This window comes from Hyalangium sp. (assembly GCF_035629615.1).
Taxonomy (GTDB): Bacteria; Myxococcota; Myxococcia; order Myxococcales; family Myxococcaceae; genus Hyalangium.
On sequence record NZ_DASPHO010000536.1, the window covers coordinates 1 to 21,678 of the forward strand.

Genomic DNA, 21,678 nt, shown 5'->3' on the forward strand with positions numbered 1-21,678 from the left:
TTGCGACGCGACGCGTCACCGACGAGCAGCTCCACCTGGCGCCGGGGGATTCCACACAGCTTGGCGAGGAACTCCACCAGGGCGGCGTTGGCCTCGCCATCCACGGGAGGCGCCGCGAGCTGGATCTTCAGCAGCCCGTCATGCTCACCGACAATGCGGGTGCGGGAGGCGCGTGGCTGGACGATCACCGCCAGCTCCACACCCTCCGGCAGGGGCTTGAGCCAGGGCGGCGCCACGGGCTACTCGCCGCCGGTGGCCTTCTTCTGCGAGAGGAAGGCCACGTTGTCCTCGATGCGGGCGTAGTCCCGGTCCGCGAAGGTGGGGCCGCTGAACGTCTCCAGCAGCTTGCGGTGGGCCTCCACCACGGAGCGCACCTGGGACTCGAACTGGGTGCGCTGGCGCTTGAGCTCGTTGATGTCCTCCACCACCTGCACCAGCTTCTGGTGGGCGCCGTGGACGATCTTCTCTGCCTGGTGCTCGGCGTCCGCGATGATGATCTCCGCCTCCTTCTTGGCGGCGGCCTTGAGGTCCTCGCTGATCTTCTGCGCGGTGACCATGGTCTCCTGGAGGGTGCGCTCGCGCTCCTGGTACTGCTCGATGCGCAGCTGGGCGCGCTTGAGCTCCTCCTTGAGGGAGATGTTCTCCTTGACCACTTCCTCGAACTCTCCGGCGAGCAGCTCCAGGTAGGCCTCAACCTCGCGGCGCGAGAAGCCGCGGAGGGCGGTGTCGAACCGCTTCTGCCGGATGTCGAGCGGGGTGATCTTCATGGCCCCGGAGTATAGGTCAACGCTCGCTCTTCTCCAGGAACTGCTCACCCAGCTCGCGCGCGCGGCGGGTAGCGGCCTCCACGGCGTTGATCAGCGTGGTGCGCAGCCCGCCTGCTTCCAGGGTATGCAGGCCAGCGATCGCCGTGCCGCCGGGGCTCGTCACCTGGTCCTTGAGCTGGCCGGGGTGGACGTTCGTCTCGATCAGGAGCTGGGCGCTGCCGAGCACCGTCTGGGCTGCGAGCTTGAGCGCGGTGTAGCGCGGCAGTCCTACCTTCACCCCCGCGTCCGAGAGCGCCTCGATGACGAGGAACACATAGGCAGGGCCGCTGCCGGACAGGCCGGTGACGGCGTCCAGCAGGTTCTCCTCCACCACGGTGGTGATGCCCACGGACTGGAAGATTCTGCTGGCCACGGCCAGATCCTCCTCGCTGGCGTGCTCGCCGCGGGACAGGGCGCAGGCCCCGGCGCCGACGAGGGAGGGGGTGTTGGGCATGGTGCGGATGATGCGCGCCCCGGCGCCCAGCCGCCGCTCCAGCGCCGCGATGGGGACACCGGCGGCCACGGAGATGACGAGCTTGCGGTGGTCCAGCGCGGGGGCCACCTGGACGACCAGTTTGTCCATGGCCTGCGGCTTGACGGAGAGGACAACGATCTCCGCCTCGCGCGCGGCGGCCAGGTTGTCCTGGGTGGTGCGGATGCCGTAGGCGCGCTGGAGCTCCTCCAGGCGCTCGGTGCGGCGGCCGGTGGCGATGATGCCCTCCGGGCGCGCGGTGCCGGCGCGCAGCAGGCCCTTGATGATGGCCTCGGCCATGTTGCCGGTGCCGAGGAAGGCGATCTTCTGTTCGAGCATGGCGGGGGTTCCTGGGCTCATGGCCTACCGGGTGGCTCCGCCCCAGCGGGCCGCGACATTGTGGGCGGCGGACTGGATGGCGAGGGGAGAGCGGGGATCGCGCGCGGCGGCCTCCACGGTGGCGCGGGCCGTGGGGGTGCGCTGGTAGAGCAGCCCATCCAGGGCCTGGATCTTCAGGGCGTCCGGCAGGCGCGTGCTGCGCACCACGTGGGAGAGGATCTCCTCGGCGCGCGGGTGCTGAAAGAGGGCCATGGCGCGCACGGCGGCCTGCTGGATGCGGGGGTTGGGATCCCACAGCAGCGCGGAGAGCGGGCCCAGGGCGCGGGGATCTCCCAGCAGCGCCAGATCTTCAATGGCGATGACGCGGATCTCCTCGGGAGCGGGCTCGGTGGCCCACAGGAGGCCGCGCAGGAGCGCCGCATCCGGCCCCACGGGAGCAGAGGAGGGCTCGGTGGAAGCCGGCGCCGCGGCCACGCCCTGGGCGAGCGCGGTGGGGGCGGCGAGCAGAAAGCCGGCGAGCAGCAGGTGACGCATGGCGGTGCCTCCGGGAGGGCGGGGGCGTTCTACCGGAAAAACGCCGGGTTGGGACGGCCCATGCGCGCGGTGCGGCGGATTTCTTGACGCGATCTCCGATCGTGGGAGTGTGTCGGTGCTACAGGCCTGAAGCGCCTACAGGAGAGCGAGAAGCAGGCATGAGTTCCGTGGCGGTGAGCTGGCAGACGCTGGAGAACGTTGAGGTGGAGTGCACCCACTGTGGCGTCCGGATGACGCTGCACGAGGGGAGCGGCCGGCGGGTGAGGTACTTCCGCTGTGGCTCCTGCCACCGCTGGGTGTCGAGCATCTATACGGAGATCTTCCGCTCCGACGCCAAGCTGCGAACGCACCCGGTGAAGGACACGTCCGCCGAGGACGCGAGCTTCATCCAGGTGAAGGATCGGCTGGAGCGGTGGCTGGCGGAGGTGGAGGGGAAGGATCCGTACCACGTGCTGGGCGTGTCGCCGCTGGACTCGCTGGAGGCGGTGCGGACGCGCTACCACGAGCTGGCGATGGAGCGGCACCCGGACCGGGGCGGCTCGGTGGAGAGGATGCGCGAGCTGAACGACGCCTACGAGCGCATCCTCCGCCACCGGCAGCGAAAGAAGGAGGAGGCCCTGGCTCAGCGCAAGCTCGTGGAGGACAGCGCCGAGCCCTTGCCGGCCCGCAGCAGGTAGCCCCAGAAGAGGCCCCCGAGCGCCAGCCCCAGCACGGCCTTGAGGGCGGTGGGGAAGAGGCTGCCGGGGGAGATGAAGCCTTCCACCACGGCGATGGCCGCCAGGAAGGGCGCGCAGCCGAGCACCAGCTTCACGGCGGCCTTTCCGCGCAGCGTCAACGCCTGTCCGCGCGGCAGATCCCCGGGATCGATCAAGGCCTGGCCGATCATCAGCCCCGCGCCTCCCGCGATGGTGATGATGGACAGCTCCACTGGGCCGTGGGCGGAGATGAAGTCCAGCAGTGGGAGCCCCAGGCCCTCGCGCGTGCACAGCGCGGCGATGGCGCCGATCTGCACCCCGTTGTTGAGCAAGGTGAACACCGTGCCCAGGCCGAAGAGGATGCCTGAGGCGAAGGTGAAGATGATGACAGTGAGGTTGTTGGTGGCGATCCCCGAGGACACCGCGTTGGGCGGAGCCACGGACAGGATGTCATCCGTCCACATGCGCCCCTGGGCCACGTAGGCGCGCACCCCCTCCGGCACGAGCAGCTCCGCGCCGCGCGGCTCCAGCAGCACCACCAGGGCGCCCAGCAGCAGACCCAGGATGAAGAAGGCCGCGCTCACGGCGACGAAGCGCCCCTCGGCGCGCAGGGTGGCGGGGAACTCGCGGCGGAAGAAGTCGCGCACCGCGAGCCAGCGCTCGCGCGGAGGCTGGTAGATGGCGGCGTAGGCCTGGCCGCAGAGCTGGTTGAGGAAGCGGTGCGCGTCCGTGCCCGGGTAGAACGTCTGCGCATGCGCCAGATCCGCGGCGGCGCGGCGGTAGAGGGTGTCCAGCGTGCGCAACTCCTCCAGGCGCAGGGTGCCCGCGCGCTGGCGGCCGAGCAGCCCCTGGAGGGCCTCCCAGTCCGGGCGGCGCTGGCCGACGAAGGCGGGCAGGGGCACGGCCACGTCAGCGCGCTCCCTGGGCGCGGGCCCGGAGGAAGCCCTCGAGGGACTCGGGGGAGGCGAGGACGGCGGCGCGCTCCGGCTCGGCCAGCCCGCCGAAGCGCTCCACCAGGCCGAGGCCCAGCCGCCGTCGCGCCTCCGGCTCCAGCCAGGGCGCGCGCTCGAGGAACGCGAGGATCAGCTCCACGTCTTCGGGCCCCAGGCGGCCCGGGGTGCTGGCGGCCGACGCGGAGGCGGACTCCGGCGAGCCCTGGGCGGGGACGGTGTATTTGTCGAGGTTGAAGCGCTCCTCACGCACCAGGAGCGTGCCCGCCACCAGATCTCCGAGCCGCAGGTGCTGCTTCGTGAAGAGCATGCTGAGGCAGCCACTGGCGTAGAGCACGGGGAGGAAGTCCACCGCGCGCAGCAGGTTGCGGATGGCGCTCTCATACACGCCCACGGGCGAGCCGTCCCCGCGCACCACGCGGATTCCCAGCAGGCGCTTGCCCGGTGTCTGCCCGTGGAAGAAGACCTCGGCGAGCGTCCAGTACATCCACTGCGTGGCGAAGACGCCCACGACGATCAGCGTCTGGGCGATCCCGGACAGCCCCTGGAAGAGGCCCAGCATGTCCGAGACGAGCAGCGAGAAGACGAAATACGCAATGACCCAGAAGAAGAAGAGGATCGTCGCGTCGACGATCCAGGCCAGACACCGGTAGCCGATGCCCGCCACGGGCAGGTGGAGCGAGACACGCTCGGGTGTGGCGACGTTCAAGCTGGGCGACGAGGCGGAACCCATTCCACTTTCGAGCATATGCCGGCCCCTTTCAGTGGCTGGGAGACAGAAGGGACTGTTGCCTTCTCAACAAGGATGACGCCCTAACGTCTGAACCCCCTAGACTTTGGAGCGAGACCTGCCCACTTGACACTCCGCCTCGGAACTGTTCGCGGGGAGTGCGTGAACAGTGGTAATTATCTTTGCAAGCTGGTCGGTTTGCCGAGGCCAGTGAAGCCGTACTACAAAAAAACCGCTGTACGCCATGAAAGCTGGGGGGCCAGCATGGCTATGAACCAGATCGCTGTACGTGTGTCTATGCTCGAGGGTCCGTGGTCTGCCTACAAAGGGCTGGCCGACGGTCTTCGGTGTGAAGGTCTCCAAGTGATGTCGGTGTCGCGAGATGTTCGCGCGCTGCTCGACAGCCTGGGGACGGATCCTCCTCAAGTCGCCGTCCTGGATGTGGAAGCGGACGGAGAGACGGCGGAAGGTTGCTCGGTGACAGAGGGCATCAGCCTCTTGCGGGAGGCGCGCAAGCGGCGCCTCGAGGTCCGCATGCTGATGGTCTCCGCGGTCAGCGCGCCCGAGATTATCTCCCAGTGCTTTGACGAGGGCGCCTCTGGCTACCTCTTCCGAGTAGGGCTGGGGGTGGGTGCGGTGGTCTCCGCGATCCAAGGGTTGGTGAAAGGGGAGCGCTTGTTCCCCGTTCAGCTCCTGAGGAACGACTTCGAGCAGCCGCCCGCAGTCGCGCAGCCAGCCAGCGTGTTGAGCTCGCTCACGCAGCGCGAGCGAGAGGTGCTGGCCTACGTGGCGGGAGGCGCGGACAACCTGAAGATCGCCGCGCACCTGCAGATCGCCGAGCGGACCGTGAAGTCCCACGTCACGCAGCTCTACCGGAAGCTGGGAGCGGAGAACCGGACCCAGCTCGCACTGCGCGCCTGTCATCTGGGCGTGCGCCCGCCGCCGGATCTCTGACCGGCCAGCCCCCTCCTCTCGGGTCTTCAGGAGGGGGAGTTTCAGAGGAGCCCCGTCACTCGTGAGCACGGTGGCGGGGAGAGGGCTTCGGGGGCCTCCCTGCATTCGTAGGGAGGCTCATGGGAGCCGTCTGTCGCTATGCTCGACGCTCTCTCCACGGAAAGGCGTCATGTCTTGCTCCGCTCTGTCCTGCGTTCTCTCCTGATTGCCGGCTGCGTCTTCAGCCTGGGCGCCTGTGCCTTGGCCTCGAAGGCTGCTCCCACCCCTGGCGCGAAGGCAGCCTCCGCGGCCGATCGCCCTGACTCCTCCGAGCTGCCCGCGTTCCTGTCTCCTCCGGAGATCATGAAGCGGATGGAGGCCTCGGCGGTCCAGTACCGCATCGAGCCGAAGGACTCACCGCCCGGCGGCTGGGCGGAGGAGCTCTGGCCCATGCGCGTCGAGCCCGTCCCCGTACCCCGCGTGGTGGTCGAGGACGGGCGGCGTGTCATCGAGGGGTGGAAGGAGAACTCCAAGGCCCAGGCGCTCATGAACAAGGCGGAGGAGCACTTCCAGGCCCGGCGGTACGCAGAGGCGGCGAAGCTCTATCAGCAAGCGCTCGACATCTGCGCGGACTGCTACCTGGCACGGGCCTACCTCGGGGACACGCTGCTCTTCGGAGGAGACTTGGAGGGCGCGCTCGAGCACTACCGGAAGGCCGCGGAGATCAACCCGCATGACTACCGGCTCTACTACTTCCAGGGCAGCGCGCTGGCGCGGCTGGGCCGGGGGGCGGAGGCGCGCGAGGCCTTCGCCTGGTCGCTGGTCCTCAACCCTCGCAACCCCGTCCTCCGCCGCTTCTTCCGGGAGAACCCAGGGGCGGGAATGTGGGTCCGGGGCGATGTGCTGGTACCCCGGGGCTTCGCACACGAGGAAGGCAAGGAGGTGGTCGTCGAGTTCGATCCCGACTACGGGGTGGCGTGGTTCGCCTACGCGAACTGCAAGGCGCTCTGGCTGGGGGAAGCCTCGCACCGCGAGGAGCGGACCGGAACGGCCGAGCGTCACTTCTCCTCGGCCGAGGAGCTGGAGTGCCTGGCCTCGGCCGCCGTGGTGCATGCGTCCCAGCGGGAGAAGGGGGAGGAGGGCGCCATGGACTCCTCGCTGGATGGGCTGGTGGCGATCATCCAGGACGGGATGGCGACCGAGCTGGTCCTCTTCGAGATGGCGGCGCGGGTGCATCCCCAGTACACCCTCACGCTCGATGACGCCGAGCGCCAGCGCCTGAAGGACTACGTGCTCCGGTACGTGCTCGTGTCTACCGTCAGTCTCTAGCGTGGGGCCGCCGGGGGAGGCTCCGGCTCACGGCACCTGTGCCACGCCTGAGACGCGCACCATCATCTCCAGTACGCGCGTGCGCAGCGCCGGGTCATGAGCGGACCTGCGCTCCAGGGCCTGGAGCATCTGGAACACGGCGGGGCCCTCCTCGAGCCGCTCGGAGAGCAGCGCGGCCAGCAGTGTCTCGGTGCCCTGGCGCAGGCTCCCAGACACCACCACGTCCCGCAGCGAGGCGAGCGCCGCCGCATCCAGGTAGCGCTCGCTGAGCGCCGCCAGCGCCTCGGCCTGCACCGGCCGCTCCGGAGCGCGCACGAGCTGCAGCAGCGCCTGGGTGCTCTCCGGCGAGTCCGTCTTGCGCAGCGCCGCCGCCACCGCCGCACGCACTGGGATCTCCGGATCCGCCACATGCGAGAGGACCGCGGACACGTTCTCCGGGCGCCCCGCGTTGCCCACCGAGCGCAGGTACGTCACCCGCTCGCCGCTCGTGCTCGCCGCGCCCAGCTCCTCCAGCAAGAGCCGGTTGTAGTCCCCCGCCCGCGGGTCATCCGGCGCCAGCCGGCCCACCGCCGCGCCCATGGCATAGGCGCTGGCGTTGCGCACGGGCTCCTGCTGCCCGGCGCGCGCGCTGGCATGCTTGCGCGCCAGGTACTCCAGCGTCTCCGGCGTCGGCTCGTCGACCAGGCCCAGGCGCTGGAGGAAGAGGGTGTAGTTGGCCTGATCCGCCAGGGCAGCCGGGGTCTCCAGCAGCTCGCGCATCACGGCCTGGGCCTCGGCGTGTCCCGCCCCGGCCAGCAGGTCGAGCACCACCGCGCGGGCCTGCGAGCCCAACTCGGACCGCGCGAAGACGGACGTCAGCTCGCGGCTGCGCGCAGGCTCGAGCCGCAGCAGCCCCGTGGCGCGCCACATCCAGCGGCTCATCTCCGGCATCTGCCCGCCCTTGCCGTGCTTGAGCAGATCCGCCAGCAGCGTCTCCATCGTCATACCCGCGGCGCGCTGCTCCAGCAGCCGCCGCTCCAGCGAGGCGCTGGCGGTGATGACGCCGGGCTTGCGAGCCTCGGTGCGCACCGCGAGGCCCACGTCCGCCGGAGGCGTGAAGTGGCTCACCTCGCGCAGGGTGAGCTGCAGCAGCTCCGCGGCGTCCACCAGCACGGCCTCGGAGCCATCCTGCACCAGGAGCCGCTCCTGCTGGCTCAGGCCCGAGAGGTGCCCGGCCGGGGAGAAGGTGAAGCGGGCCTGCGAGTCGAGCTTCTGCGGCAAGGGGGCCCGCTGCTCCTGGGCCACGAACAGCTTCGTGTAGGAGTCACGCACGCGGTTCACGGTGAGCGGGCGCTCGGCGTCGACTTTGTAGGTGCCGCGCGCCTGGCCCAGGGAGGTGGCCTCCAAGGCCTGCCAGCGGCCCGCGTCGCGCTGCGCCTCGTTCGCCGGCAGGGTGGGCTGCGCGTGGGTGAGCAGCCACTGCATCTCATGCTTGAAGAGGTCCGAGTCCTTCGGATCGAAGTGAAGGGTGCGCAGCACGCCGGCGCCGTCCACCTCGAGGAGCACCTCGCGGCCGGTGAGGGACTCCTTCAGCGTGGCCGCGTCCAGCGCCAGCTGCCCAGAGAGCTCGAGCCGCGCCTCGCGCACGTTCTCCAGCGCGGCGCCCAGGAGGAAGGACTCACCCTCGCGGCCGAGCGAGCGCAGCACGAGGTCCGCCGACAGCCGGAGCGAGCCCTGGAGCGCGTCGGAGGAGCCCGCCTGCTGGCCACCCGGCATGGGCGGCTGCACGCGCTGCTCGCTGCGCCAGTCGAGCGCGTACACGTACCGGGTGCCCACGGGCCAGTCGGGGCGCAGCGTGAAGGCGCGCGGCGAGGAGGCGGAGGCTGCTGTTCCCGAGGCCTGCGAGGCGGCGGATGCCGAGGCCGGGACGGAGTTCGAAGAGAGCCACAGGCCCACGGACAGCGAGGCAGAGGTGGCAAGCAGCGCGGCGAGGATGCGGGAGCGGAGACCCTTGAGCATGGCGAGGTCCTTCCAGGGTGAGTCAGAAGAGGAGGAACGAGGCCCCGGAGCCAGTCAGCGCTCCGGGGCCGGACTTCAGGGGACTTCAGGGGACTTCAGTGGAAGCTGGCGAGCGGCACCGTGCGGCTCTCGTTCATCAGCGTGGTGGTGCTGGACAGACCATCGAACGAAGCCAGCTCCTTCTCAGCCGTGTGGCCGAACGCCCGAGCGAAGACGACGATCCGGCCGTCCAGCGTGCTCAGCTTCAACTGCAAGACCGATTCCAGCTCGGTCATCAGTCGGGACGGGCTGCTCGCCGTGTCCAGGTAGACGTAGAGGCTCGCGGTGTACGGCAGCTCGGCCCTGATGAGGGAGAGATCGCCACGCACGCCCACCGCGGCAATCACCACGTCCACCGCGGCCTCGGCGAAGGCGTCCAGGCGGGCATAGGGCTCCAGCTCACCGCTGAGCTTGAACTTGCAGCCCGAGACGAAGTTGCCGCTGAGCGTGGCGTCGATGCCGACCTCGCCGGAGATGCCCGCGGACACGCTGACCGGGATGGCCAGCACCATGAAGCGGGCCGTGGCGCGGGCGAACGTCTGCCGGATCTCATCGCCCTTGGTGACCGAGAAGGACGTCGGGTAGGTGCCGCTCGGGTGGTACACGTCGGCGCCGAGCACACGCACCAGCACCTCGTAGCTCAGTTGGCCGCTGGTGGCGGTGCCCTCGGCACTCGCGTAGACGATCTCGCGGCTGAGGCTGAAGGCCCGGGCGTTGGCCTCGAAGTAGGCGTAGAGGCGCGCATCGAAGTCCGTGCAGACGCCCAGGACGCCCGTGGTGGTGTTGAACTCCCAGCCCGCTCCATACTCGTAGCTGGCGCCGAAGTTCGAGTTGCCGAAGCTGTCGCTGCTGGAGCGGCTCTCCGAGCGGCGCGTCTCGCGGGTGTGGGGCACCACCAGGCGGGCCTCCGTCAGCAGCGCCGTCTTGTACTTGTTCATGTACGAGAGCACCTGGGCGGCGCTGGTGGCGTTGTCCCCGGTGATGCCCGCGATCCCCAGGCTGTCCCCGTTGCGCACGAAGCTGGTGGCGCTGAAGTCGTTGCCCGTCATCGCCAGGCATGAGGCGTAGTCCGCCTCCATGCGGGGCAACATCACGTCGTCCACCATCTTCTTGAAGCGGGAGGGGGACCAGTCGCAGGCCGGGCTGCCGTTCAGGGTAAGGCAGCCGAGCTGCTGGGCTTCCTGCAGCCCCGCCTCGAGGCCGTCGTCGATGGCGCTGAGCTCCTCGGTCACCTTCTGGCGCAGCGCGGTCAGGGTCGCGCCGCTCAGCAGCTCCGCCTGCCGGGTGTAGGACTCCCACGCGGCGGCGCGGCGATCGACGAGCTCCGAGAACTTCTGCTGCTTGCGGAACAGCCGCTCCAGGCGGGCGTCGTTCACGTTGGCCAGCGAGGCGCTCATGTCCTCATGCCACTCCCAGTCAACGGAGTAGAACGTCCGGCCCTGGGCCGGCACGAGCTGCAGGAGCGCCGGGTCGATCGGGCTTCCCGTCATCCCCGGGGGGTACGGGCCCTGCACGGCCCGGAAGTACAGGTTCTTGGGCGCCGAGGTCTGGCCGTTGAAGATGGGGAGCAGGGAGCCGCCGGCCTTGCCTCTCAGCGTCTTGTTCGCGATGCCGTCGGGGGCGAAGGCGGCCTCGAAGATGGCGCGGGAGTCTCCGCCGTGCTGCCCGATGCGGTTGTTGAAGAGGCTGTAGTCGTAGAACTTCTCGTGCACGAGCTCCTTGCAGGAGCGGACGTTGGTGCCGTTGTTCTCCCACTCCAGCATCGCATCGCGGTGGGCGATGTCAGACGGGCTGAGGCTCTGGAAGCTCTTGCGGTGCAGCACCTGGCCCTTCAGCACCGCGCCGGAGTACGAGCCTGCGGTGCTCTCCACGAACGTGGAGCTCAGGCCCGTGATGGCCGTGGGGCGTGAGGTGGCCAGGTTGCCGCCGAACGTGTCGGGCATCAGCGTCACATGCTCCGCCTCCAGCGCGGCCCACTTCTCCTCGAACTCCGCGCCGATGAGGTTGTTGCAGCGCGTGCTGTTCTGCTGCCCGCAGGTGCTCGTCAGGTAGCCCGTGCTCTGGCAGGTCTCCAGCGTGGGCAAGGGGCAGATCGGTGTCGGCTCCAGCTGCGCGCTCGCCGTCCCCGCCCCCAGCAGCACCGTGAGCGAGGTGCCCGCCAGGGCACCTCCGCGGATCCAGCGTCCCATCAGGTTCTTCAGCTTCATGGTTGTTTCCTCGCTCGTCTTGAATGGCGGACTTGCCGGGTTCTCCTTGAGCAGGATTTGTGCCGCCCCGGCGGACGAGGGGCGCGCTGGGCGGAGGGCGTGCGGCTGTGAACGGGGCGTCCACAACCGGGCTCGGGGAGTGGACGGCGCGTCCACTTGCCGGTGCTCCCGGGGCTCGCGGTAGCCTCCGGCCATGCGCAGCGGGTTGGCGGAGGACAGGGGCGGTCCAGCACCAGCGGAATCAAAGGCGCTCACCCCTGAGCCGCCCCCGCGTGCGCTCACCCCGCGGGCTCTGGGGATGGGCAGCGCCATTGGTGCGGTGATGTGCCTGTCCAACCTCTATGTGGGCTTGAAGACGGGGCTGGCCTTCCCCGTGGCGCTCATCTCCTGTGTGGTGGGACTGGGGGCCTGGCGCGCGCTGGCCCGCGTCCGAGGTTCGGCGGCCGGCTCGGGACTCAGCCTGGTGGAGACGAGCGCCATGCAGTCCACCGCCTCCTCCGCGGGCTACTCCACTGGAGGCACGATCGTCTCCGCCAGCGTGGCCTGGCTGATGCTCGCCGGTCAGCACCCGCCCGGCTGGGCGCTCTTCCTGTGGACGCTGGTGGTGTCCGCGCTGGGCGTCCTCTTTGCCGTCCCGCTCCAGCGGGCCTTCCTGCGGCGCGAGCCCCTCACCTTTCCCACCGGGCTGGCCGCGGCCGCGGCGGCGCGGACCCTCCACTCGGGAGGAGAGGAGGGGAGGCAGGGGGCCCGGGTGCTCGGGCTGGCGGCGCTCGGGGCTGCACTGCTGGCCCTCGCGCGGGATGGGCTGAAGCTCCTCCCCACCTCCCTGGCGCTGCCTGGAGCGGTGGGTGGGGTGCCGCTGGCGTCGCTCTCGTTCTCGCTGGAGACGGGGCTGCTGCCGCTGGGGGCTGGGGCGCTGGTGGGGCTGCGGATTGGCGCCTCGCTCCTGCTGGGTGCAGTCGCATGCTTCGGCGTGCTCGTCCCCTGGCTCCACACCCGCGGCGCCATCACCGAGCCGGGCTTCATGGGGGCGCTCGGCTGGAGCATGTGGCCCGGTGCTGCGCTGGTGACGAGCGCCTCCTTCACGCACCTGTTCCTCCAGCGTGGTGCGGTGCGCCGCTCCTTCGCCGCGCTGCTGGGCCGGGAGCGGGCCTCGGAGGCGCTGCCCCCCAGCGCCGAGGTGCCTCGTGGGTGGCTCCTCGCGGGCATGGCCGTGCTCTCGGCGGCGACGGTGGTCTTGGGCGCCTATGCCTTCGGAATCCCTCCGCACCTGGGGCTGCTCGGGGTGGCTCTGTCCTTTGCGCTCGCCGTGGTGGCGTGCCGCGTGACGGGCGAGACGGATGTCACCCCGTCCGGACCGCTCGGGCAGGTGGCTCAGCTGGCCTTCGGCGCGCTCATGCCGGGCAACACCCTGGCCAACACTGCTGCCGCCAGCCTCTCCGGTACGACGGCCGCGGCCAGTGCGGATCTGCTCACCGATGTGAAGGCCGGCTCGTTGCTCGGAGCCCTCCCTCGGCAGACGTTCCTCGCCCAGCTGTGGGGCTGCCTCATCGGATCGATCGTCATCGTCCCTGCCTTTCTCCTCCTCGTGCCGGACACCTCCGCCCTGTCCGAGGAGCGCTTTCCGGCCCCAGGAGGACTGTTCGTGGCCGGTGTGGCCCAGGTGCTTGCCTCCGGCCTTGGCGCCCTCTCGGAAGCGGCTCGCTGGGGGTCGCTCGCAGGAGCCCTCGTGGGCGTCGCCCTGGCCCTCCTCGAGCAGCGCGCATCCGAGTCCCTGCGGCGCTTCCTCCCTTCCGCCGTCGCCCTGGGGCTTGCCTTCGCGATCCCGGCCTCCCTGTCCCTGTCCATGTTCCTGGGGGCTCTGGCTGCCGCGCTCCTCGCCCGCTCCCGGCCTGCGTTCGCGCTCGTAGCCATGGTGCCTCTCGCCGCTGGCCTCATCGCCGGCGAGAGCCTGGTGAGCCTCTGCGTTGCCCTGTTTGAAGCGCTCGGAGGCGCCCGGTGAAGCCCCCGGGGTGCTCCTGGAGGAGAGGATGATGCGGTGCCCCCGGTGCCATCGCCGGCTCGCTCCCTCCGAGGCCTGTCCCGTCGATGGAGTGCGTGCGCCTTCGGCCCCGGTATCCCCGGATGCGGCGGCTTCAGCTCCGATCTGCCCTCCGGGCTACACGCTCGGGCCGCTGCTGGGAGCGGGCGGGGCGGGCCAGGTGTTCGTCGCCCACCGCGAGCAGGAGGGGCGTCAGGTGGCGCTCAAGCTCGGGGCGCTCGGCATGCGCGAGCGCTTCCTTCGCGAGGCCCAGGCACTGCGGCGCCTGGCTCCTCCGGAAGTGCCCGCCCTCTTCGACATGGGAGAGGTGGAAGGCCGCCCCTTCCTCGCCATGGAGCGGCTCGAGGGAGAGACGCTGGGGGCGTGGATGGCGCGCCTGCCCACCCGTGGAGCGGCGCCCTGGCAGGAGGTGCTCGCACGAACCCGCGCGCTCGCGGAGGTGCTGGGCCGCGTGCACGCCGCCGGCCTCGTCCACCGCGATCTCAAGCCGGAGAACGTCTTCCTGCGCACGGGCGGAGGGGTGGCGCTGCTCGACTTCGGCCTTGCTCGCGACCGGGAGGGCCAGGACTCGCTCGCGCTCACCACGGCAGGCCAGCGGCTGGGCACCGTGCACTACATGGCGCCCGAGCAGTGCCAGGACGCGCACCAGGTGGATGCTCGCGCGGATGTGTATGCCCTGGGCGTCATCCTCTTCGAGCTGCTCACCGGCCGTCCTCCCTTTGTTGGCGAGGCGGCCGAGGTGGTGCAGGGGCACCTGGCGCTGCGCCCCCCACGTCTCTCCTCGCTGGCCGCTGTTCCTCCGGAGGTGGAGGCGCTCGTGCTCCGATGCCTCGCGAAGGAGCCTGGGTCGCGCTTCGACGAGGGCGCGGCGCTGGCACGGGCCCTGGGGGAAGTGGAGGAGGCGCTCGCGCGAGAGACCGTCCCCACCTCTACGGCACTGGCTCCCGAGCCCGCGCAGGCACGTCCTGCGGAGCGGGCAACCGCGAGCACTCGCCGCGTTGCCCTGCTGGGGATAGGACTGCGAGCCCCGGCGAACGCGGTGCTGGGCCGAGTCGAGCCCGAGGGAGGTGCGCTCGGGAGGCTCCAAGGTGAGCGGTGCGTGGTCTCCTTCCACGAGCACCCATCCCCCGCCGTGGGGCTGCGCGCCGCTGCCCGAGCGGCCCGGGGATTGCTGGGAGCCGGGCTGATCCACGAGGCAGTGTTGCATGTCGCCGAGCTACGGGTGCGACCCGGCCGCACGGGAACGCGCCTGGCTGGCGCCGCGCTCGAGAATCCCGAGGCATGGTGGGTGGATGCGCCAGGGGCTGCGGTGGCCCTCACGTCAGAGGCGGCCTCGCTCCTTCCCGCATATGAGGTGGTCTCGCCTGTTCCGGGCCGCCTCGCGCTCGCTGAGCAGCCCTCGCTCGCGACGGAGGCTGAGACACGGGGAGACCGCCTGCCCCTTGTGGGCCGGGAGGCGCTGCTGGCCGAGCTGCTGGCCATCGCCCGCCAGGCGCTGCACGAGCCCACGCCGAGCCTGACGCTCCTGGAGGCTGAGCCTGGCCTAGGCCGCACGCGCCTGCTGGCCGCGGTCGCGGAGGCTCTCACGCAAGAGGGTGTGTCTGTCCTGTCCCTGCAGGCCCCGGCGCCGGATGCCGCACGGGAGCCGCTCTCCACCCAGCTCGATCGCGCGCTCGACTCCCGGCAGGTGGCTCCCCTGGCCTCGGGACCCGAGGGCGGCGACGCGGCGGCTCGCCTGAGCGTCCGGCTGCGAGAGCTGGCCCGGCACCAACCCCTGGCGCTGCTGGTGGATGACGCACACGACGCGGATGCACTCGGGCTCGATGCGATCGAGCGCGCCACGCTCAGCGGGGCTCGGCTCCCACTGTGGGTGTGCCTGGCTGCCGGCCCGGAGCTGCGCACCTTGCGCCCCCACCTGGGTGACCGCGCCGCTCGCCACACCTCCCACTCGCTGCCGCCGCTGCCCGGCCCCGCCGCGCGTGCCCTCCTGCGCGAGCTGCTGCGGCCGGTGGAGTTCATCCCCGAGCCGGCGCTCGTCCACCTCGAGACTCTCGCCCAGGGCAACCCGCTGGCCCTTGTAGAGCTGGTGCGCGCGCTGCGGGAGGCCGGAGCGGTGAGACCGGATCCGCGCAGTGGCGCCTGGATGCTGGCCGCGGACGAGCTGCCGCGCGAGGCCCTCGCCACTCCCTTCGAGCGGGTGGTGCAGCGCACTCGGGACACGCTGCCGCACCTCTCGCGACTGTTCGCCTCGCTGTGCGCGGTGCTGGGCGAGGACCTCTCCGTGGAGCAGGTGGAGGCCGCCCAGCACCAGCTGGAGCCAGGGAACGAGGCGCTGCAGGAGCTCGCCACGCTGGACGCGGGTGCGGGCCTGGGCCGCCTGACGCGCGCCGGTGTATTGAAGGCTACTCGCCCTGGGCACTACACCTTCCGCCACCGCATGCTGCGCGAGGCCCTCGAGGTGGACACACCCGCGCCGCTGCGGCGCGCGCTTCACCGGGCCGCCTTCCACGCCCTCACGGCCACCGGGAGCTCGACGCCCGCGCCCGTCCACCTGCAGCGGCGCGTTGCCGAGCATGCCGCCGCGTGCGGAGAGCACCTCACCGCGGCCCAGTCCTTCCTCTCCCTGGGCGAGCACCTTCGTGCCAGCCACCGGGACGTGGAAGCAGAGCAGGCCTACAGCGCCGCGCTCGCGCAGCTGCCAGAGCCGGAGCAGCACCTGCGCGAGCAGGCGCTGGGTGGCAGGGGCCGGGTGCGCGGGCGGACGCAGCGCTTCCGCGAGGCCCTGGAGGATCTCGCCGCCGCGCGAGCGCTGGCCGAGGCCCGGGAGGACACCGCCGCGGTGGTGGATCTGCTGCTGGAGGAGGCCACCCAAAGCGACTGGCTCGAGCGGCCGGACGCCACGCGCCACGCGGCCGAGCAGGCCTTCCTCCGGGAGGAGCGGCTGACGGATGCGCGCCTGCGGCTGCGCTGTGCACTGGCCCGAGGCCGGCACCACGCGCGCGAGGGCCAGTTCCCCGAGGCGGTGGAGGTGCTGGGCGCCGTGGTCGCCGAGGCGGAGCGGCTGGGAGACTGGGACACGGAGGCCATCTCTCGCGTGGTGCTGGGCGTGGCGCTCTCCTTCCTCGGCCGGCTGGACGAGTCGGCCGCGTGCTTCGAGGAGACCCTCGCGCGCAGTCGGATCCGAGGGGATCTGCTGCACCTGGCGAGTGCCCACAACAGCCGTGTGCTGCTCTGGCTGAGACACCAGTCGGTGGAGCCCGCCCTCCAGGATCTGCAGCGCACGGTGGAGCTGGCGCGCGAGCTGGGCCACGCACAGCTGGAGCGCATTGCCTCCTTCAACCTGGCCGAGGTGCTCCACTGGCTCGGCAGAGAGGGGGAGGCGCTGCCCTACGCACGGCGAGCCCACGCCCTGGGCCAGCGCTTCTTCGGGGACGCGCCCATGCCGCTGGAGGCGGTGCTCGTGGCCCGCATTGTCGCCGCGGGGGCAGAGCCAGCCCTGGCGCGCGAGAGCCTCGAGTGGGTGGAGCGCCACGTCTCCGCTGAGCACGTGGGCCCGGTGACGCGCGTGCAGATGGGCCTCGTCCGCCAGCTGCTGGCCCAGGGCTCCCGCACGCCCGGCCCGGAGGACCTCGACGCCTGGCAGGGGCTGCTGGACGAGGCCGCGCCCCACGCCTCGGACGACGAGCTGCTGGAGCTGTTCCTCCACGCTCTCACCACGGCGCTCGCCGCCGGCCAGGGCTCCCGGGCGCGCGCATGGTGGGAACAGGCGCAGCCCCGCGTGGCCGGGGCACCCCACTGGAAGCCCCGCCTCGCCCCACTCGAACATCCGCTCGGCTGAAGCCCACCGCCTGTGGACGGCCCGTCCACAAACCCCGCCCGCTGTGGAGCCCCCGTCCACAAGGGTGCACCCCTCCTCGCTAAATCCCTGAAGTCACGTCCAGTTTTCCAGTAAAACTGGAGGCACGCGCCTTGCCTGTAATGCGGGACAACAAGGAGAATCACACGATGAACAGCCTCTCGATGAAGCTCTCCCTTTCGCGGACTCTGGTGGTGCTGGTGCTGGCAGTGGTGGCTGGGGCCGCGCCCGCTCGGGCCGAGGGCGAGGGCGGCATCCGCTGGACGAATGGCTTGGTGACGGATGACCTGCGCTTCAACGCGCTGACGGCGAACCCCCGAGCCAACCCGAGGATCGCTGCCACAGCGCTGCGGACGGAGACGTACGCCCTGGGCACGGGAGACATGGAGCTGCGTGAGCAGCTGGGAGAGCTGAGCGCGCGCAAGTTCATGAACTACCTGGTGTCGTGCGCGCTGGCGCCTGGGCAGACGGTGCAGTGGACGGACCGGCTGGGCAATCCGCATCTGTTCGAGGGCCGCCTCGGGCTGTGTCCCGCGTGGCACACGGGGCCGGCCAGCGAGGACTGCCAGCGGTGGGTGTCGGCGTGCGTCCTGGCGCGCAACAACGCGGATGGGAAGCGGGTGCTGTTCTCGGGGCGGGGTCAAAAGCCCTCGGATACGATGCCGTTCGTTCCCAGGCCTACGGTGGAGACGGATCTGTTCCACCGCTACAGCCACAACCGCGTGGCGAGCATGCAGGAGTGCTCTCCCCATGAGATTGGCATCCACCGCAACTGCGGCTTCAAGCCGGAGCGGGTGGGCCAGTGCACGCCTGGAGCTCGGGTGCAGGTGGGTGCGGGGGGCGTCCCGCCGGACTTCTCGTGCAGCGCCCCGCCGCTGGGCGAGACGCTGTCGGGGACGATGATGCTGCGGGTGTGCGAGGGCTTCGGGGCGTGCAACGAGGCCAAGGTGCTGGCGCAGTCAGCCATCACCTGCAGCCTGTTCCGGCCCGCGGTGAGCTTCACCTGTCCTGCCAGTGGCGTCTTCAGCGTGATGAGCGGCTCGCGGAACTCTGCCAACACGGGGGAGGTGCGGGTGCAGGTGGGGAATGCGACGTACCCCGCGGCGGAGCAGCAGCTCTTCACGCACCGGGAGGGTGCGTTCTGGGGAACCCTCTTCGGGCCGGGAGCGCTGGCCCTGGGCATCGACGTCTGGGTGGACAACATGGGCGTGGTGCACAAGGACGTGAACAACGTCCGGGTGACGGGCTCCCTCTACCCGAAGATGTTCGCCTGCCAGGCGCCGGAGTGGGAGCGCGAGGACGCGTACGCCAACGCCCGGCTGTGCGCGCTGCCGGGAGAGAACTGTGTGGCGCAGGTGCTGGGGCGGTGCAATGCGGTGGTGACGGCTGGGAGCTACACCGGGCGGCAGTGCCAGATCGACAATGCCACGGGCTTCGGGGACTACGGGATGTGCGTGAACCCGGCAGGCGAGGCATACCCGCAGGTGGTGACGCCGCACCTGAGCCAGCCGTGCGATAACGTGTCGGATGCGTTCGCCTGTGCGCTGCAGGGAACGCCGCCGGGCGGGATTCCGTAAGCAGCGAGGGCAAGTCGGGTGTGAGCACGTACCTGTACGGAGAGGAGCTGGCCCCCGGGGCACGCGCCGGGGGCTACCGGGTGGAGGAGGTACGGCACCGGGGCGTGGTGGCGGTGCTGTACCGGGCGGTGGATGAGCGGGCGGGGGCGCAGGTGGCGCTCAAGGTGATGCGGCCGCAGTACACGGCCTCCGAGAGCGCGCTGCGGCGGTTCGAGCAGGAGAGCCGGATGCTGGAGCAGCTGGCCCACCCGCACATCGTCCGGGTGTTGGAGTCCGGGGAGCTGCGCGATGGGAGGCCCTGGCTGGCGATGGAGTGGCTGGAGGGGAGGGATCTGGGCGCGGAGCTGGCGGCGCACGGTCCCTTCTCGCCGCAGGAGGCGCTGAGGCTGGTGGAGCCGGTGGCCTTGGCGCTGGGTGCGGCGCATGCGCTGGGCATCGTGCACCGGGACGTGAAGCCGCAGAACGTGATGGTGCGCCCTGGAAAGGATGGGGGCCTGCACGTGACGCTGCTGGACTTTGGAATTGCCAAGCTGGTGGATCCTGGGACGCACGCCACGGCGCTGACGAGCACGGGGGTGGTGGTGGGCACGCCGCTGGCGATGGCGCCCGAGCAGATCCTCCACGGCCCGGTGGACGCGCGCACGGACGTGTATGCGCTGGGAGTGCTGCTGTACCAGGTGCTGACGGGGCAGCCGCCCTTCAGCGGAGGGAGCCAGTCCGAGCTGGAAGAGCTGCACCTGCACGCGCCGCCGCCGGCCCCGAGCCACCGGGTGTCGGTGCCCTCGGCGTTGGATGCGGTGGTGCGGCGCTGCCTGGCCAAGCGTCCGGCGGATCGTTACGCAGATGCGGGAGCGCTGATGGAGGATCTGCGGCGGGCGCTGACCCCGTCCTCCGGGCCCGCGGAGCGGACGCTGGGACTGGGGCTGTACCTGCGGGCGAGGCCCGAGGCGGGTGATGCGGCGGACGATGCGGCGTTCGACGCGCTGGACGAGGTGCTAGAGGCAGCGCGGGAAGGACTCCCCGGCTGCGGACTGGCCATCGTGGTGGAGGGAGCGGACTTCCTGCTGGCGGCCACGCCACTGCCAGCTGGCGAGGCGGGCTCGCGCGAGCGGCGGCGGGAGGTGTTGGAGGCGCTGAAGGCGCTGTGGCCGGAGCTGGAGCGGCGTGTGGCCGGCGCGGGCGTTCAGCTGCAGGCGGCACTGCACGTCGCGGAGGCTGTCGTGGAGCCAGGGCCGGCGGGAGCGCCGCGGGTGGTGGACGGGCCTCTGCTGCGGCAGGGAGAGTGGACGGAGGGAGCGGGGCAGGCAGGCCTGCACTTCTCCCGCGAGGTGCTCGAGGGCCTCAAGGCTTGAGAATATCGACCTTGACCTGAGCCTGTGAAGGTCTACGGCCAACGGCGGACAGCGAATGCACTCCACGCGCGCGGCAAGCGGGCCTCCCCGGGCTTGGATCCGGGACTCTTGATGGTGAGCCCCGTCCAGTCCCCACTCAGCACGAAGCAGACGGGGACACGGCGCCCATCAGGCAGAAGGGCCTCGGTGTAGCGGCCCAGGACTGCTTCCTGCCCCTCTTTGGTAAGGCCCTCCGTCCAGAGCTGCCCGTACAGGAGGGTGCCGTCGGGCAGGGGACCCGTCCACGAGTACTTCACCACCCGGCTGACGATGGGCCCCGGGTGGTAGACCCCCAACTGCCATTGTTCGCCAGGTTGGTTGATGTCGATGATGACGATGTAAGCCCCCTGATTGAGGAGCTTCATCTCCTCCATGCTTCGGACAGTCTCCTGGGGGCAGTCCTCCGGCAGCGGTCGCACCTGGGCTGCGGGGCAGCCGACGCCGAAGGTGACGCACAGCCAAGCGGCAACAGCCTTGATGGGCTTGGAGTTGCTGAAGGTGGGCACGAGCGAACTTCCTTTCTCGGATGCAGCGGGGGGAGCCATGTCGGGAGTGAGCCACACCCGCCAGGCGGCCAAGAGCGCAAGTCCCAAGAGGAGCACGCCCACCCCAGAAGCCATCTTCCAGCGCCGTCGGGTACGGCGGGCCTGCTCTTGCTCCAGGGTCAGGAGCTCCGCTTCGAACTCCTTGGCGGCTGCGCGGATCTTCTCCAGGGCCTGCTTATCGGAGAGCGCTTCCGCCTCCTGCTTTCGAGCCTCCTGGGTTCTGCGCTCGGACTGTTGCTGCCGGACCTTGCGCTCCTCCAACTCATCCTGGGTGACCGGAGGCGGCCCGCTCTCCGGTAGCACCAGTGGCACCTTCCAGGCCCGGTTCTTGCGCTCCTTCGCGGCTTCCCAGAGCGCCTGGTGAAGGGCTTCGGCACTCGCGTGCCGGTCCTCCGGCCGCTTCTCCAGCAACTGCATGACGATGCGGCCCAGCGACTCGGGGACCTCCGGGTTGAGGAAGTGCGGAGGGCGTGGGACGAGCGTCTCGATGGCGGCGAACAGCTCCGCCGCCGGGAGCTTCTTGGGGTCGAAGGGGTGGTGCTCCGTGAGCGCCTCGAACATGAACACCCCGAGCTGGTACAGGTCACCCGCCGCGCCTGCGTCGAAGTGCTCGCCCTCTTCATGGGCGCTGCGCCGCAGGAAGGAGACGCACTCAGGAGGCAGGGTGTGGACCATGCTGGGCGGCAGCTTCTCCGTGAGGGTGGAGGCTCCTGGTAGCCAGACGCTGCCCATGTCGATGAAGAAGGGTTTGTTGTCCCCCTTTCGGATGACGATGTTGGAGCCCGTCAAGTCTCGGTGCAGGAGCTTGCGCCGGTGCAGTTCCATCACCGCGAGCACCACCGCGAGGAAGATGTCCACGAGCTGCGCCGCGGTAGGGCGGGCCCGAGCGCGCCAGTCGTTGAAGGTCTCCCCCTCCACGTACTCGGTGACGAAGTAGAAATAGCCGGTGCTCGGATGAGGCCAGCGGCCCACCGCGTACAGGCGTAGCAGGTTGGGGTGGCTGGTGTTGGCCAGGAGGGCGGCGCCTTCGTGGGTCGCCCGTCCTTCCACCTCCTTGTCTTCCGAGGCTGGGCGCAGCGCCATCTTCAGCGCGAACAGCGCGCCCTCGCACTCGACCTTGAAGGTGCGGCCAAAGCCACCGCTCCCCAGCGACTCCAGAATGCGCCAGGGGCCCACCATGTGTCCCGGCTCAAGGTGATCCGGATGAACGATGTCGCTCGTCATGGGCTGGGGCTT

Annotated in this window: 16 protein-coding genes; 7 read left to right on the forward strand and 9 right to left on the reverse strand. The window is 70.5% G+C overall.

Going from position 1 to position 21,678, the window contains the following annotated elements:
* From VD972_RS27175 to VD972_RS27190, 4 genes are all read right to left on the reverse strand, one after another.
* Positions 1-236 (reverse strand): DUF167 domain-containing protein (locus VD972_RS27175; RefSeq protein WP_324991660.1); only part of this gene is annotated, 236 nt, incomplete at its 3' end.
* Between the two features lie 3 nt (positions 237-239).
* Positions 240-767 (reverse strand): DivIVA domain-containing protein, encoded by a 528-nt coding sequence (locus tag VD972_RS27180; protein WP_324991661.1) that lies wholly within the window; start codon positions 765-767, stop codon positions 240-242.
* Between the two features lie 16 nt (positions 768-783).
* The gene (gene proC / locus VD972_RS27185; RefSeq protein ID WP_324991662.1) at positions 784-1,617 is read right to left on the reverse strand and encodes a pyrroline-5-carboxylate reductase; all 834 of its coding nucleotides are present in this window, start codon (positions 1,615-1,617) and stop codon (positions 784-786) included.
* Positions 1,618-1,641: 24 nt separating this feature from the next.
* Complete coding sequence (locus VD972_RS27190; protein WP_324991663.1) at positions 1,642-2,151, reverse strand: HEAT repeat domain-containing protein; 510 nt, start codon at positions 2,149-2,151, stop codon at positions 1,642-1,644.
* A 158-nt stretch (positions 2,152-2,309) separates the two neighbouring features.
* On the opposite strand from VD972_RS27190, the gene VD972_RS27195 reads away from it, so the two are divergent.
* Positions 2,310-2,828, forward strand: a complete 519-nt coding sequence (locus tag VD972_RS27195) for a J domain-containing protein (protein WP_324991664.1) — start codon at positions 2,310-2,312, stop codon at positions 2,826-2,828.
* Here VD972_RS27195 and VD972_RS27200 read toward each other — a convergent pair.
* Positions 2,774-3,754, reverse strand: coding sequence for a stage II sporulation protein M (locus tag VD972_RS27200; RefSeq protein WP_324991665.1), 981 nt, complete (start codon positions 3,752-3,754; stop codon positions 2,774-2,776). The genes VD972_RS27195 and VD972_RS27200 overlap by 55 nt on opposite strands.
* Position 3,755: 1 nt before the next feature.
* Complete coding sequence (locus VD972_RS27205; RefSeq protein WP_324991666.1) at positions 3,756-4,529, reverse strand: RDD family protein; 774 nt, start codon at positions 4,527-4,529, stop codon at positions 3,756-3,758.
* 261 nt (positions 4,530-4,790) lie between these two features.
* On the opposite strand from VD972_RS27205, the gene fruA reads away from it, so the two are divergent.
* Together fruA and VD972_RS27215 are read left to right on the forward strand one after the other, a co-directional pair.
* Positions 4,791-5,480, forward strand: coding sequence for a response regulator transcription factor FruA (gene fruA / locus VD972_RS27210; RefSeq protein WP_324991667.1), 690 nt, complete (start codon positions 4,791-4,793; stop codon positions 5,478-5,480).
* 174 nt (positions 5,481-5,654) lie between these two features.
* Positions 5,655-6,788 carry a tetratricopeptide repeat protein gene (locus VD972_RS27215; protein ID WP_324991668.1) on the forward strand — a complete coding sequence of 378 codons (1,134 nt, stop codon included), beginning with the start codon at positions 5,655-5,657 and terminating at the stop codon, positions 6,786-6,788.
* Between the two features lie 27 nt (positions 6,789-6,815).
* Here VD972_RS27215 and VD972_RS27220 read toward each other — a convergent pair whose 3' ends face one another.
* Positions 6,816-8,786 carry a HEAT repeat domain-containing protein gene (locus VD972_RS27220; protein ID WP_324991669.1) on the reverse strand — a complete coding sequence of 657 codons (1,971 nt, stop codon included), beginning with the start codon at positions 8,784-8,786 and terminating at the stop codon, positions 6,816-6,818.
* A 95-nt stretch (positions 8,787-8,881) separates the two neighbouring features.
* Positions 8,882-11,032: a hypothetical protein gene (locus tag VD972_RS27225; RefSeq protein WP_324991670.1), complete on the reverse strand. Its 2,151-nt coding sequence runs from the start codon at positions 11,030-11,032 to the stop codon at positions 8,882-8,884.
* Between the two features lie 193 nt (positions 11,033-11,225).
* On the opposite strand from VD972_RS27225, the gene VD972_RS27230 reads away from it, so the two are divergent.
* The 4 genes from VD972_RS27230 to VD972_RS27245 all read left to right on the forward strand — a co-directional run bounded on the left by VD972_RS27230 (position 11,226) and on the right by VD972_RS27245 (position 19,858).
* Positions 11,226-13,034 carry an OPT family oligopeptide transporter gene (locus VD972_RS27230; RefSeq protein WP_324991671.1) on the forward strand — a complete coding sequence of 603 codons (1,809 nt, stop codon included), beginning with the start codon at positions 11,226-11,228 and terminating at the stop codon, positions 13,032-13,034.
* 28 nt (positions 13,035-13,062) lie between these two features.
* A complete protein-coding gene (locus VD972_RS27235) occupies positions 13,063-16,911 on the forward strand; it encodes a serine/threonine-protein kinase (protein WP_324991672.1) in 3,849 nt (1,282 codons plus the stop codon).
* Positions 16,912-17,078: 167 nt separating this feature from the next.
* Positions 17,079-18,506: a hypothetical protein gene (locus VD972_RS27240; protein ID WP_324991673.1), complete on the forward strand. Its 1,428-nt coding sequence runs from the start codon at positions 17,079-17,081 to the stop codon at positions 18,504-18,506.
* Between the two features lie 20 nt (positions 18,507-18,526).
* On the forward strand, positions 18,527-19,858 hold the full coding sequence (locus VD972_RS27245) for a serine/threonine-protein kinase (RefSeq protein WP_324991674.1): 1,332 nt from the start codon (positions 18,527-18,529) through the stop codon (positions 19,856-19,858).
* Between the two features lie 32 nt (positions 19,859-19,890).
* Here VD972_RS27245 and VD972_RS27250 read toward each other — a convergent pair whose 3' ends face one another.
* A complete protein-coding gene (locus VD972_RS27250; RefSeq protein WP_324991675.1) occupies positions 19,891-21,666 on the reverse strand; it encodes a serine/threonine protein kinase in 1,776 nt (591 codons plus the stop codon).
* Positions 21,667-21,678: the final 12 nt, after the last annotated feature.